Origin of the sequence: Adhaeribacter aquaticus DSM 16391 (assembly GCF_000473365.1) — a bacterium.
GTDB classification, from domain to species: domain Bacteria; phylum Bacteroidota; class Bacteroidia; order Cytophagales; family Hymenobacteraceae; genus Adhaeribacter; species Adhaeribacter aquaticus.
On the sequence record NZ_KI421517.1, the window covers coordinates 1426967 to 1440528 of the forward strand.

General features: G+C 41.4%; 14 protein-coding genes. 2 read left to right on the plus strand and 12 right to left on the minus strand.

The features are described from left to right. The first annotated feature begins 14 nt into the window (after nt 1-14). Nucleotides 15-713 carry an L-ribulose-5-phosphate 4-epimerase gene (locus ADHAQ_RS0108285; protein WP_026462531.1) on the plus strand — a complete coding sequence of 233 codons (699 nt, stop codon included), beginning with the start codon at nt 15-17 and terminating at the stop codon, nt 711-713. Between the two features lie 140 nt (nt 714-853). Beyond that, nucleotides 854-2356, plus strand: a complete 1503-nt coding sequence (gene araA, locus ADHAQ_RS0108290; protein ID WP_026462532.1) for an L-arabinose isomerase — start codon at nt 854-856, stop codon at nt 2354-2356. Between the two features lie 154 nt (nt 2357-2510). On the opposite strand, the gene ADHAQ_RS0108295 is transcribed toward araA, so the two are convergent. The 12 genes from ADHAQ_RS0108295 to ADHAQ_RS0108355 all read right to left on the minus strand — a co-directional run bounded on the left by ADHAQ_RS0108295 (nt 2511) and on the right by ADHAQ_RS0108355 (nt 13559). Then, nucleotides 2511-3185 (minus strand): HAD family hydrolase, encoded by a 675-nt coding sequence (locus tag ADHAQ_RS0108295; RefSeq protein ID WP_026462533.1) that lies wholly within the window; start codon nt 3183-3185, stop codon nt 2511-2513. 36 nt (nt 3186-3221) lie between these two features. After that, nucleotides 3222-4187, minus strand: coding sequence for a transketolase family protein (locus ADHAQ_RS0108300; protein ID WP_026462534.1), 966 nt, complete (start codon nt 4185-4187; stop codon nt 3222-3224). Nucleotides 4188-4231: 44 nt separating this feature from the next. Beyond that, entirely contained in the window at nt 4232-5074 is an 843-nt protein-coding gene (locus tag ADHAQ_RS0108305) for a transketolase (protein ID WP_026462535.1), read from the minus strand. A gap of 30 nt (nt 5075-5104) precedes the next feature. Then, nucleotides 5105-5776 (minus strand): fructose-6-phosphate aldolase, encoded by a 672-nt coding sequence (gene fsa / locus ADHAQ_RS0108310; protein WP_026462536.1) that lies wholly within the window; start codon nt 5774-5776, stop codon nt 5105-5107. Nucleotides 5777-6267: 491 nt separating this feature from the next. Beyond that, nucleotides 6268-7209 (minus strand): L-histidine N(alpha)-methyltransferase, encoded by a 942-nt coding sequence (locus ADHAQ_RS0108315; protein WP_034256690.1) that lies wholly within the window; start codon nt 7207-7209, stop codon nt 6268-6270. Nucleotides 7210-7214: 5 nt separating this feature from the next. Then, on the minus strand, nt 7215-8402 hold the full coding sequence (gene egtB, locus ADHAQ_RS0108320) for an ergothioneine biosynthesis protein EgtB (RefSeq protein ID WP_051359797.1): 1188 nt from the start codon (nt 8400-8402) through the stop codon (nt 7215-7217). Between the two features lie 330 nt (nt 8403-8732). Then, on the minus strand, nt 8733-9077 hold the full coding sequence (locus ADHAQ_RS0108325) for a cupin domain-containing protein (RefSeq protein ID WP_034256692.1): 345 nt from the start codon (nt 9075-9077) through the stop codon (nt 8733-8735). A gap of 25 nt (nt 9078-9102) precedes the next feature. Next, nucleotides 9103-10128 (minus strand): MBL fold metallo-hydrolase, encoded by a 1026-nt coding sequence (locus ADHAQ_RS0108330; protein ID WP_026462540.1) that lies wholly within the window; start codon nt 10126-10128, stop codon nt 9103-9105. Between the two features lie 175 nt (nt 10129-10303). Next, nucleotides 10304-10819, minus strand: a complete 516-nt coding sequence (locus ADHAQ_RS0108335; protein ID WP_071781101.1) for a DinB family protein — start codon at nt 10817-10819, stop codon at nt 10304-10306. A gap of 181 nt (nt 10820-11000) precedes the next feature. Next, nucleotides 11001-11690: a helix-turn-helix transcriptional regulator gene (locus tag ADHAQ_RS0108340; protein ID WP_026462542.1), complete on the minus strand. Its 690-nt coding sequence runs from the start codon at nt 11688-11690 to the stop codon at nt 11001-11003. A gap of 139 nt (nt 11691-11829) precedes the next feature. After that, nucleotides 11830-12783: a nucleoside hydrolase gene (locus ADHAQ_RS0108345; protein WP_051359798.1), complete on the minus strand. Its 954-nt coding sequence runs from the start codon at nt 12781-12783 to the stop codon at nt 11830-11832. Between the two features lie 329 nt (nt 12784-13112). Further along, on the minus strand, nt 13113-13559 hold the full coding sequence (locus ADHAQ_RS0108355) for a response regulator (protein WP_026462544.1): 447 nt from the start codon (nt 13557-13559) through the stop codon (nt 13113-13115). Nucleotides 13560-13562 lie beyond the last annotated feature (3 nt).

A 13562-nucleotide genomic window follows, 5' to 3' on the forward strand; every position in this document is an offset into this window, starting at 1 on the left:
AACTACAGAAATTTATGAGTAAATACCAGCATATAAGAGAAGAAGCTTACCAGGCCAATATGCAACTGCCTAAATTAGGTTTAGTGCTTTTTACTTTTGGCAATGTAAGCGCCGCCGACCGCGAATTAGGCGTTTTTGCCATTAAACCCAGCGGGGTGCCTTACGAGGAATTATCTCCGGAAAAAATGGTGATTGTAGACTTTGTGGGTAAAACCGTGGAGGGGGATTTGCGTCCTTCTTCTGATACCTTAACCCATGCGGTGTTATACAACAATTGGGAAAACATTAACGGCATTGTTCATACACATTCCACGTATGCTACGGCCTGGGCACAATCGCAGCGCGATGTTCCTATTTACGGCACCACGCATGCCGACCATAATACCGTAGATATCCCATGTGCCCCACCTATGAGCGATGAGATGATCCGGGGTGATTATGAGTACCAAACCGGTTACCAAATTATAAATTACCTGCAGGATAAAGGTATCAGTTACGAAGAAGTGGAAATGGTTTTGGTTGGCAACCACGCACCTTTTACCTGGGGCAAAACCGCCGCTAAAGCTGTTTACAACAGTGCTGTGCTGGAAGAAGTAGCGCGTATGGCTTATCTTACGGAGCAAATAAACCCGAATGCGCCGCGACTAAAAGGTTCCCTTATCCAGAAACACTATGAACGCAAGCACGGACCGCACTCTTATTACGGGCAGTAAGTTTAGCCCTGGGTTCATGAAATATAGTTCTGAGGTTTAATAACGTAACCTTTAAAACAAATTTGATTACACGTTACATATTAATTAACAACTTACTTATTGTCTGTGGATTGTAAACCATGGACCAGCGACAAAATAGCATGATCAACCTAAAACAACTGGAAGTTTGGTTTATTACCGGTAGCCAGCACTTATACGGCGAAGAAACATTAAATCAGGTAGCCGAGCACTCGCAGCAAATAGCCAAGGCTTTGGATAATACTGCGCAGATTCCGGTAAAGATTGTTTTTAAACCGGTTTTAAAATCAACTGAAGAAATATTCAGGCTGTGCCAGGAAGTAAATAATGCTGTTAACTGCATTGGTATTATTGCCTGGATGCACACCTTCTCACCAGCTAAAATGTGGATTGGCGGCTTGAAAATATTAAACAAACCTTTGCTGCACCTGCATACGCAGTTTAACCGGGATATTCCGTGGAATTCCATTGACATGGATTTCATGAACCTGAACCAAAGTGCCCACGGCGACCGGGAGTTTGGCTTTATGGTTTCCCGGATGCGCATTAACCGCAAAGTAGTGGTGGGCCATTGGCAAGATCCGGAAGTACTGGAAGAAATTAACGGCTGGAGCCGGGTTGCGGCGGGCTGGTACGATTGGCAAGGCGCAAAGTTTGCCCGCTTTGGCGATAACATGCGCTATGTAGCCGTAACCGAAGGCGATAAGGTAGAAGCTGAAATAAAGTTTGGCTTTTCCGTAAACACCTACGGCGTTGGTGATTTGGTTAAAGTCATAAACCAAATCAGCGACAAAGAGATAGATCAACTTACTAAAGAATACGAAGAACGTTATGCGGTTGTAGCTGCCTTGCGTAAAGGCGGAGAGCGGTATAAGGATTTGCGGGAAGCAGCCAAAATAGAATTAGGTTTAAAAGCCTTTTTAGAAGACGGCAACTTCAAAGGTTTCTCTGATACATTTGAGGATTTACACGGCATGGTGCAGTTGCCGGGCATTGCGGCGCAGCGCTTAATGGGTGCCGGTTATGGCTTTGCCGGAGAAGGCGACTGGAAAACAGCAGCGTTGGTGCGGGCCATGAAAGTAATGGGAAGTGGTTTGCCGGGTGGCAATGCCTTCATGGAAGACTATACCTACCACTTCGACCCGAATAATATGCTGGTTTTAGGTTCACACATGCTGGAAATTGATGAATCAATTGCCAAGGGCAAACCATCCTGTGAAATACATCCATTAGGTATTGGTGGAAAAGCGGATCCGGTACGCCTGGTATTTAACGTAGGTAGCGGTCCGGCTTTGAATGCCTCTATTATTGATATGGGTAACCGGTTTAGGTTATTGGTAAACGAGGTAGAAGCCGTAGAGCCCGAACACGATTTACCCAACTTACCAGTAGCCCGGGTTTTATGGAAACCTTATCCGGATATGAAAACCGGCTGTGCAGCCTGGATATTAGCTGGTGGTGCCCATCATACCTGCTACAGCCAGAACTTAAGTGCTGGTCAGTTACAAGACTTTGCCGACATCGCTGGTATTGAGTGCGTGTTGATCGGAAAAGATACCACGCTGACTCAACTTAAAAATGAACTCCGCTGGAGTGAGGTTTATTACCAACTCAACCGCAGCTAAAAAAATAAAAGGCTCTTAAGTTGTAAGAGCCTTTTATTTTTGTCATCCTGAGCCTGGCGAAGGATTTAAATAATACCGCTTCATCTGTTCGGTAGTATTTAGTTTCCTCGGCAAGCTCGGAATGACTTAACAAATCTATAATTGTACTAAAATCTTAAACCGAAACCGAAAATAATTGCCGTAATACGGGATCAGTATAATCCTGCACAAAATGAATAATATTCTGGTATTGGCTGAACTCCTCCTTTTCGTGCATAGTGGTTAAAACTACGCAAGGCATACCCGCGTTTTGGGCAGCTTCCACACCTTTAGGCGCATCTTCAAAAACAACACAATCAGCTGGTGCTATACCTAACTGCTGAGCCGCCTTTAAAAACGTTTCTGGATGTGGCTTGCTCTCCGTTACATCATCGGCACTCACAATAGTTTTAAAGTAATGCCGGATATGCAGGTTGTCCAGTACAAAGTCAATGTTGAACGGTATAGCCGCTGAGCCAATAGCCATAGCGACATTATTTTCTTCCGCTTTCACTAAAAAAGTATCTAAACCATTAATAAGAGATAAATAAGGGAAATATTCTTCCTGATAACGTCTCTCTTTTTCTATGGATATTTTATCTGCTTCTTCGGCAGTGAAACGGCCTTTACCAAAGATGCGGTCCAGTACTTCGCTGTTCTTGCCGTACATCTGCACCTTTACTTCCTCCTGACTTAAAGAGGCTCCTAACTCGTTGTTTAACATATGGTGCCACGCTTTACCATGATAGTGCATATCATCAATCATGGTACCATTTAAATCAAAAAGGAAAGCTTTAGGTTTTGTACTCATAGATTTTAAAGAAAGTGTAAAAGGGGAAGAAAAAACTTATTTCTTCCGGTTCTTACGCTCCATTACTTTTTTCACCGCCATGATAATATGATCATCATCCAGACCATACTTTTTCATTAACTGTTCTGGCGTACCACTTTCGCCAAAGCTATCGTTTACAGCCACATATTCCATTGGCACCGGATTGTGTTTAATCAGTACCTGTGCAATGCTGTCGCCTAAGCCGCCTAAGCGATTGTGTTCTTCGGCACTTACAACGCAACCAGTTTTAGCTACCGAAGCCAAAATAGCTTCTTCGTCTAAAGGTTTGATAGTATGAATATTGATGATCTCTGCGTTAATGCCGATTTCGGCTAATTTTTCGCCAGCTTTTATAGCTTCCCAAACCAAATGGCCGGTTGCTACAATGGTTACATCGGTACCTTCGTTTACCATCCAGGCTTTGCCAATTTCAAACTTTTGATCCGGATCAGTAAATACCGGGATTACCGGCCGACCAAAACGTAAGTAAACGGGACCTTCGTATTCGGCAATAGCAATGGTAGCGGCTTTGGTTTGGTTAAAATCGCAGGTATTAATAACGGTCATGCCTGGCAACATTTTCATTAAACCAATGTCTTCTAAAATCTGGTGCGTTGCACCATCTTCACCCAGCGTTAAACCTGCGTGGGAAGCACATATTTTTACGTTCTTATCGGAGTACGCAATAGACTGACGAATCTGGTCGTAAACCCGGCCCGTAGCAAAATTGGCAAAAGTACCGGTAAACGGAATTTTACCACCAATGGTCATACCTGCGGCAATGCCCATCATGTTGGCTTCGGCAATACCAACCTGCACAAAGCGCTCCGGAAACTCTTTAATGAACGCATCCATTTTAAGCGAGCCTACTAAATCGGCACAAAGCGCTACTACATTTTCATTTCTACGGCCAGCCTCTAATAAGCCAGCGCCAAAGCCAGAGCGGGTGTCTTTCTTCTCGGTATAAGTATATTTCTTCATTTTCGATTTCTTAACAAGTGAATTAAACTTCCAGGTACTGTTGCCTAGTAATCCTGATGATTAGTTGTTGCTAACTGGTTTAAAGCAGCATATAACTGATCGTCGTTTGGAGCTGTGCCATGCCATTTATGGGTACCCATCATAAAGTCAACGCCGTGACCCATGTTAGTTTGCATCAATATCATGATTGGCTTGCCCTGGAACGCTCTGGATTTTGCTAATTCTAAAGTTTTGATAACATCAGCTAAATCGTTCCCATTCATTTTTAGAACATCCCAGCCAAACGCTTCCCACTTAGCTTCTAAATTACCCAAAGATAACACTACATCGGTAGGACCGTCAATCTGCTGACCGTTCACATCAATAGTTGAAATCAAATTATCAACTTTGTTGTGTGGTGCAAACATAGCCGCTTCCCAAATCTGACCCTCTTGTAATTCACCGTCACCGTGTAGGGTAAATACTAAGCCATTGTCTTTATTCAATTTTTTAGTAAGAGCCGCACCAATAGCTACTGATAAGCCCTGGCCCAAAGAACCAGAAGCAATGCGTACACCTGGTAAATGTTCGTGGGTAGTAGGGTGTCCCTGTAAACGGGAATCCAGTTTACGGAAGGTTTTTAGTTCATCTACCGGGAAGTAACCGGAACGAGCCAACACACTGTACCATACCGGCGAAATGTGACCATTTGATAAAAAGAAAAGATCTTCGCCTTCACCGTGCATGTTAAAGTCCGGGTTGTGCTTCATTACTTTAAAGTAAAGCGCTACCAGAAGATCGGTACAGCCCAAAGACCCCCCTGGGTGGCCTGACTGACATTGGTGTACCATCCGCACTATATCACGGCGGACCTGTTTTGCTATGTGTTCTAATTCGTCTAATTCCATTTTATAATATTTTAAATTTTTGTTTTTAATTTATTGTCCAGCAACTGCCGTTTTCATTTTTTCGGCATCCTGTAAAAATTTCTTTAAGCCGCTATCGGTTAAAGGATGGTTTAATAATGCTACAATTGGCTCTAGCGGGCAGGTACAAACATCAGCACCAATTTCGGCACATTTAATAATGTGCATTGGATTCCGGATGGAGGCTGCTAAAATTTGCGTCTGATAATTTTGTACATCATAAATATGAACTAGTTGTTCTATTAGCTGTAATCCATCCCAGCTAATATCATCTACCCGGCCAATAAAGGGCGATACGTAGGTAGCACCAGCTTTAGCCGCTAAAATAGCCTGTCCGGCTGAGAAAACCAATGTGCAGTTAGTACGAATACCGTTATCGGTAAACCATTTTATTGCTTTTACCCCATCTTTTATCATTGGCACTTTAACCACAATGTTTGGATGAATGGCCGCTAATTTCTGGCCTTCTTCCACCATGCCCTTAAAATCCGTTGATAGTACCTCGGCGCTTATATCACCATCCACTATCTCGCAGATAGCTTTATAATGGTCTAAAGTTGCTTTTTCGCCTGTAATGCCTTCTTTAGCCATTAAAGATGGGTTCGTAGTAACGCCATCCAGAATACCTAATTCGTTTGCTTCTCTAATTTGCGCCAGGTTGGCTGTGTCGATAAAAAATTTCATAAAAGCTTGACTTGCTATTTAATAGTTAACGGTCGCAAAGGTAATTGTATTTATTACAATTACTAGGTCCTGTTAAAATATTAATCTAAAATTTACGCCTGCTAAAATCCGGACAAAGGTAAGGATATATGTTTCAGGAAAAATGATTTAGGAAGAGGAAAAACAAAGGAAGTAAGCAATTTTCTAATAACGTTCATGTAGCAATTGATTTTATACGAACCTAGTGTAACTGTTGGTTAAACCATTGATAATGCTATACTTGGGAGTTTAGGTTTTGTTCTAACTTATTTTCTTTTTATCTCTAAAAAGCTTAGAGGACTACTTAAGCGAAAAGGAGGGTATTTTCAGTTTATTTAGTTAACCGGGCAATTGTATCAGGAGGGAATTGGAGCAATTTATTAAGGGCAGTAATTCAGGTGCAATTAAACTTAAATTTAACCTAAAATAGATATTACCTGAACGACGCAGTTTTGGTGATAAGTCTGGCCCTATTACCGCTGCCATATAACGTCTGTAAACCAGTGTTTGCTATCGTAAAATTGCGCTATTGGCGTAAAACCAGTTATATGAGCTATATTCTCAATTTCCTCCGGGCTGTATTTATGGGAAACTTCCATAAAAATTGGTTCATTCGCTGCCAGCTGAATAACGTCTTTTGTTTTGGATAGAGTAATTTGTTGATCTTTTAAACTTATTAAATAACTTTTACAGGAACCTGTTTCCGGATCGTAGGTTGGATAATGATCAAAGTTAGCTAAGTTAAAATCAGCTCCTAGTTCGCGGTTTATACGGTTCAATAAGTTTAAATTGAAATTCCGGGTAAAACCTTGCCTATCGTTATAAGCACTTAAGATAGTTTGGGGATGTTTTTTAAGATCTACACCCATTACTAAAATATCACCGGGCAACAGCATTTGATATAAGTGCCGGCAAAATTCAAGGCACTTCTCCGGAAACATATTTCCAATGTTAGATCCTAAAAACAGCACTACTTTATTTTTTTTCGAAAGCTGATTAGCCTTTTCCAACATGTCAAAATATTCGCCATTTAATCCTGTTACCAATAGGCCCGGAATGGCTGAAGGAAGTTCAGTTTCTAAAAGCGCAATAACATGCTGTGAAATATCAATCGGATAATAGGTGAACGCAGTAGTGGTGTTAACTAAATGCTTTAAAAGGTAAGAAGTTTTGGAAGCATCGCCGGCCCCTAACTCCACTAAGTCGTAGGTGTTTAACTGCTCTTTAAAAACCTGAACAAGCGCTTCCGTCTGATGCTGTAAGATTTCGAGTTCACAGTTAGTGAGATAGTACTCCGGTGAGTGCATAATTTGCTGAAAAATAATATCGCCTTCAGCATCGTAAAAGTATTTTGATGGTAAGTACTTTGGGGTGGCCAGTAAGCCTTGCAGAATGTCCTGGTAAAATTGATTCATACGTTTTATTTAGCCAATCTAATTCCGGTTAATTGCCATTGCATAACAGGCTGAAAGAAATTACGATAGGTCAGGCGGGAATGATTAGGTGGTGTAAAGTCAGATGCTCCGCGCAGTACCATTTGGTTTATCATAAATTTGCCATTATACTCGCCTAAAGCGCCGGGAGCTTTTATGTAGTTAGGGTAAGGCAAATAGGCACTTTCGGTCCATTCCCAGCGTTGGCCCCAGTTAAGTTTAGGCGCGGCGGCTTCCCATTCAAATTCTGTTGGCAAGCGCTGCCCCTTCCAAGCGGCAAAAGCAGCTGCTTCGTACCAGGATACGTGCGTTACCGGTTCGGTCGGGTTAATTTTCTCCAGCCCTCTTAAAGTATAGTGATGCCATTCTTTATTAATTTTGTGCCAGTATAATGGCGCTTCCTGTTGGTTATTTTTTACCCATTCCCAACCATCAGCATGCCAGTATTTGTGGTCTTTATAGCCGCCTGCCTCCATAAATTCTAAATATGCTGCTGTGCTTACCAGTTGGGTGCATAACTCATATGCGCCTAAATAAACTTGGTGGCGGCCTTTCTCATTATCAAAGTAAAAAGCATTGCCTTTATACCCGATTTCGTACAAGTCTGCCGGCATTTTAATATAGCTTTCTTGGTTTAAAGATGCTTCGGCAGTTGGGTAGCTGTGATTATAAGGAGGCAGAAGCGGGTTATGGCCCAGAATATATTTAATATCAGTTAATAAAAGTTCCTGGTGCTGTTCTTCATGGTTCAGGCCCAGCGTTACCAGTTCTTCTATTTCTTTTGGTAAATGAGGGTAAGACAGCAACAAAGCCATGGCTTCATCTACGTGGTGCCGGTACTGGTAAATATCCGTTACCGTAGGGCGACTTAAATTTCCGCGGTCGGTACGTACCACGCGTGCTCCTACGGCTTCGTAATAGCTGTTAAAAACAAAGTTATATTGGGGATTAAATTCTTCGTATTCGGGTAAGTGCGGTTTTAAAATAAAGGTTTCAAAAAACCAGGTAGTATGTCCTAAATGCCACTTCGGCGGACTTACAAATTCTACTGGCTGCACCACATAATCTTCTGTTTCCAGGGGAGCACAAATACTAACAGTTCTTTTCCGGGTTTGCGCATATTGTGCCAGGTAAGTTGGGGGAGCAACTGGCTGCGTGGACGTATTGGAATTCATGTTATGGGTAACAAATTACTTTGGTTTAGTAGCAAAATGGTAGTACGGGTAAAAAGCAGAACAGGAAGTAATAAACCTGATAAAAGAACAATACAGCTTTATTATTCCCTTACAAACGCTATATTCAAATAGCATTATAACCTTTTTCCCCCAGGCTCGGCAGAAATAAATACAGAGTGTTTTGCTTATGATAAGGTATGTTCCTATGCCGCGTTGAAAAGTAGGTGGGAACCTAAAAGTATATTTTTATGACCGATTAGGCTCTGGAATGGCTACGTACCTGCCAGCGGAACAGCACGCACTATGTCAGGTGTGACCTTTAACTTTAAATTATAGATAATTGGTAGTCATTCCTTTTTCACCTCCCGACGGGCCGTAAAATAATACCCAGGTGCTGAAATCGGCGGTAAAGTTTATGAATTTATGGTAAGCCCCGGCCGGAACAAATAAAAAGTCACCGGCTTTAACCTCTGTAATTTCGCCTTCCAGAATAAACTGCCCACTTCCTGCGGCAATTACATATACTTCGTCCCGCTCGTGCGGATTCTGGTTATCTACTTTGTCGGGTTTATATAATTCTACCGAAAGAGTACCGTGTTCAAAAAGCACCTTGAAAGGCTTTTCTTCTTTTCTTAGTGCGTTTGCTGCGTCCGCAAGAGCTATCTGGTTTAACATACAGTTAGTATCCTTTATAAACCTCTTATAACTGCCACCACGTACGTGTGGCGGTAGAATCTCCTAAAACATAAGTTTCGCCAATGGCAGGTGTGGCTACTGGTAAGTTATGTGGGGCCGCTGCCGCTAAAACCCGGGTAATCGGTTCGTCCCAGGGGTGATACGCTAAGGCAAACTTACCCCAGTGGATAGGCCATAAAACCTCTGTTTGCAAATCTAAGGCCGCTTGTACGGTTTGTTCCGGCAACATGTGTATGTAAGGCCAATTTATTCCGTACTGACCACATTCCAGCAAAGCCAGGTCAAAAGGACCAAATTTATTACCTATTACTTTAAACTGGGCATCATAGCCAGAATCGCCTCCCAAAAATATTTTATAGCCCTGCAGTTCCAGCACATAGGAAGTCCATAACGTATTATTTCGGGTAAAACCACGGCCCGAAAAGTGTCTGGCCGGTGTTGCTGTAAGTTTTATATTTTTATTTATCTGGGTATCTTCCCACCAGTCTAATTCTGTAATTTTTTCAGGAGCAATGCCCCAGTACTCTAAATGTTCTCCTACACCTAAGGGAACTACGATTTTTTTTACTTTATCCTTTATCTGGCTGATGGTTTCGTAGTTCAGGTGATCGTAATGGTCGTGGGTAATAATCAGCAGATCAATAGGAGGTAAATCTGCCGGGCTATAAGCTTCCAGGCCGGTAAAGCCTTTTATTATAAAAGAAAAAGGAGATGCATAGTTTACCAGTACCGGATCGACCAGAATGGAAAAGTTGTAGTGTTTAATAAAATAAGAAGAGTGCCCGAACCAGACAAATGCTGGAGTATTTGCAGCAATATTCTTTAAATCGGTTTTAATAACAGGCAAAGGCTGACCAGGCTTTACCGTAACAGGTTTATTTATAAAGTCGCGCATCATTTTCAGCGGGGACACGCCTTTCAGCATCACCTCGGTTTTTTCTATGTTCTGAAATGTGCCGTCTTGATAATGGGGTGATAGCCTAATCCTTTTTAACCTTTCTCCCGCAGGAGCCTTGCCAAGTACTTTCATGTTCTGTTTTCCAGCCGTTCTAAAAATAAGTAACTACTCCAGGATAAAAATGAGTGCTTGTTTTTCTTATTTTGGCTAAAGATAAAAAGCTACTTTACAAGATAAAATAATAAATTAAACCCTGCTGCCCTTGCTCAAAAAAAGGGCTGCTTTTATAAAGCAGCCCTTCGCATTTTTAAAAATCAGTTTCGTCGGCGCTGGGGCCGTAACTGCCCGGGATAGGAATATTTAATAACCGCAGGTAAACACCTAGCTGCGCCCGGTGATGTACAATTTGGCTATAGGACATTCTGATTACTTCATACTTCGTATAGTTACCATAAATCTCTTCACCGTTTCTCAAAATCCAGGTTTCCCAAAACGTTTCTTCTTTGGCTTGCTCCAATGCTGCTTTACCGGTAGCTAACGAATTTTCAAAATAATCCAGTAAATGAGTTGTATGGTTGATAACTTCAGGCATGTATGGGTTAGCGGCAAAGTCCAGTTCCTCGGTCGTAAGTGCCATGGCTACCCAAGTTGGTAATTCAGCAATGTGGGTTGCTAACCATCTTATTGTGCCACTTTTTGGATGCGGCTGCCAATCAAATTTATCGGCAGGAACCCGAGACAACATTTTGCGGGTGGTTTCGGCTTCCTGTTCCATTTCTTTCAGGAGTAAATCAAACAGGGTACTTGTCTGAACTTCTAACATAGCTTTAAGTGTTTTGGTATAGCACAAAGAAAGAGGCCCCCACTGACAACCCTATGGCAGCCTGTTTTTAAGTAAAAAATTTTTTTTAGGATGGTTAATTAAAAGGGCATAAATAACTCAATAGGCCGGGAAAAGCATTTGTTAAAAACCAAGGATGCTAGAAGCAAAACCAGAAATAGACTTAATAATTTACCGGCAAGAGTTTCATGTAATCGTTCAGCGGCATGTGGTTTTCTTTCCGGAAGGGCATTCCAGTGGTTTTAACTTCAGCAATGCGCGATACCCGAAAATCGCGGTATGCCTCCCGGTTATGGCACCAGGCAATTAAGTGCCAGTTTAATGCGTAAAATACCAGGCCAATGGGTTCTACTTCGCGGTGGCTGTTTTCCTGGTTGTTGTTAGTATATGCAATCCGGATTATTCTTTTAGTTGAAATGGCTTCTTGCAGGAGCGTTAAATATTCGTAGTTATTGTGAAAGCAAGGGGGCAGCTGTAACCGAATATTATGACTTAAATTTTCCAGTTTTTCTTTCTGTGCCCCTTTTAAAACAGCTTTAATTTTATTTAGGGCATTGGAGTAATGTGTTTGAATTGATTTATCAGCAAACCCAAAAACCATGGATTCCATCAAGAGCAGGGCATTGGCTTCTTCGGTACTAAACGAAACAGGTTGCAGAAAATACCCCTGTACTACAAAATATCCTTTGCCAGGCTCAAAGCTTACGGGTATACCTTGTTCTCCTAGGGCTTTAATATCCCGGTAAACGGTCCGGATACTAATGGCAAACCGCTCGGAAATGGTTTCGGCAGTTACATATCTTTTAGATTGCAGCAGGGTCAGGATACCAAATAAGCGATCAATACGATTCATGTTACAACCAGTTAGAACTTTAGTTTACATCAATTTTAGGTAACTATAAACACTAATTGGAGTAGAATACTGGCTATAAAGAATAACTGAATTGCTTATTAAATAAGCCTCACGCCAGGGCTAAATATAATAAATAACTTTACCTGGTCATATCATCCATCAGCTTCGCAATTTCGGCGGGGTTAGCATCTGGCTTAAGCACCACATACTCTTGTCGGCTATCGCGGTCGGTTATCCATTTATTGCTGCCATCGGCATTTACCTGACAATAGCCGTGGGTAACGGCACTAAAAAAATGGGTAGCTTCGTCCATTAGTAAAAATACAGCTACCTGATCCCAACTGGCCCGGCCCTGAAAATTATTGTATAGCTGATAAGCGCGGTAAACCGGGCTTTGGGGAGAAAGCTTATTCTTTAAATAATCGCCACCTGTTTTAATAACATTTCCTACTTCCCAGCCGGCAAAAGTTACGGGGTTTTGCCAATGCTGCAGGCTGTATAAAGTAGATCCCGGATCGGGACGATAAAAGTTTGCTTCTTTACCCTCCGGAAACGTGCCGCCCATACAAATCCACTTAACTACTTTTCTATGGGCAAGATCTTTTCCGCTTAGTTTAGAATATTTGTCACTACCAGATTTTAATAAGTTCTGAAAGTTAGTTAGGTGCCCAATTGTAATAATAACTACTGAGGAATCCGGACTTTGGCTCAACAACTTACGGTAAAGTGCGGTAGCATCAGCGGCTTTTTCGTGGGAAGCTAATTTGTGCGGAAATTCTTCTGCTATTTGTCGGGTGTATTTTGAATGATTTTTTAACGCGGGTTGGTTTTTAAGGAAACCTATTGGCATTCGTGACTGGCCGAAATAGTTATTAATGGCATTCACACAAACAGGTGCAAACGGATCGTCGCTGGTAACAATAACCCCAATAAAATCTATTTTCTTTTGGGCATGCAGGGTATGTAACATGGCTAAAGCTTCCACATCGTCTACATCCGAATCAATATCTGCATCCAGAATAACCTTGTATTGTGTATGCCCCAATAGTTGAAAACCCAGCAAAAGAAAGCAAAGAGCGGCTACTATTTTCATGACTTACAGTAGAAGTTTATAGTTGTCTTAAAAACTAAATGTAAGATAAATAAACTTGTTGCTATATAATTCAAACAAGAAGGCCATTAAAAAAAATAATTAATAGAATTCCTGTTATTTCCCACCAGACAACTTGTGGCTAAATAGTCGGCTAAAGCAATTTTGGCCAGCATAGCTTATTTATTATTATGACTTGGAAAGCTGTGCTAATATTATAACCCTTAATAGAAGTAATGTCGTGCAATCCATTTTGTTCCCAGCTAGGAAAAACAAACGCCAGCAAAGGCTGGCGCAGGCATAAATATTTTTAAGTATTAATAAGTTTATTATTAGGAGATAAACTGCACATGATTGGGGAAAAACTCTTCGTAAATTGCTTTCACGTCGGGTTCTGTTAATGATTTAGAATAATGCCTTTTTACTTCCGGAAATTGTTTTAAGCGTTCTAAATCGTAGAAGCTAGCCGAAGAAGTAAGCATAAAAAGGGTAATATTTTGTTTTTGAACCAAGCCCGAATCTTTATAAGCTTCTAAAAATTCAAAGCCATCCATTACCGGCATTTTTATATCCATGAATATTAAATCTGGACACGGATATTCGGCAGATTTACTCTCATCGCAAGCATGATTTAAGTATTCCAGCGCCTGTTCGCCATCCTTAACTACTATAATACTTTCTGCTGCATTAAGTCCTTCTAATAAACGTTTGTTTAAATAATTTGTAGTATCATCATCGTCTACCAACATAATTAACTTTAAGGGCAAAATTTTTCTCATTTC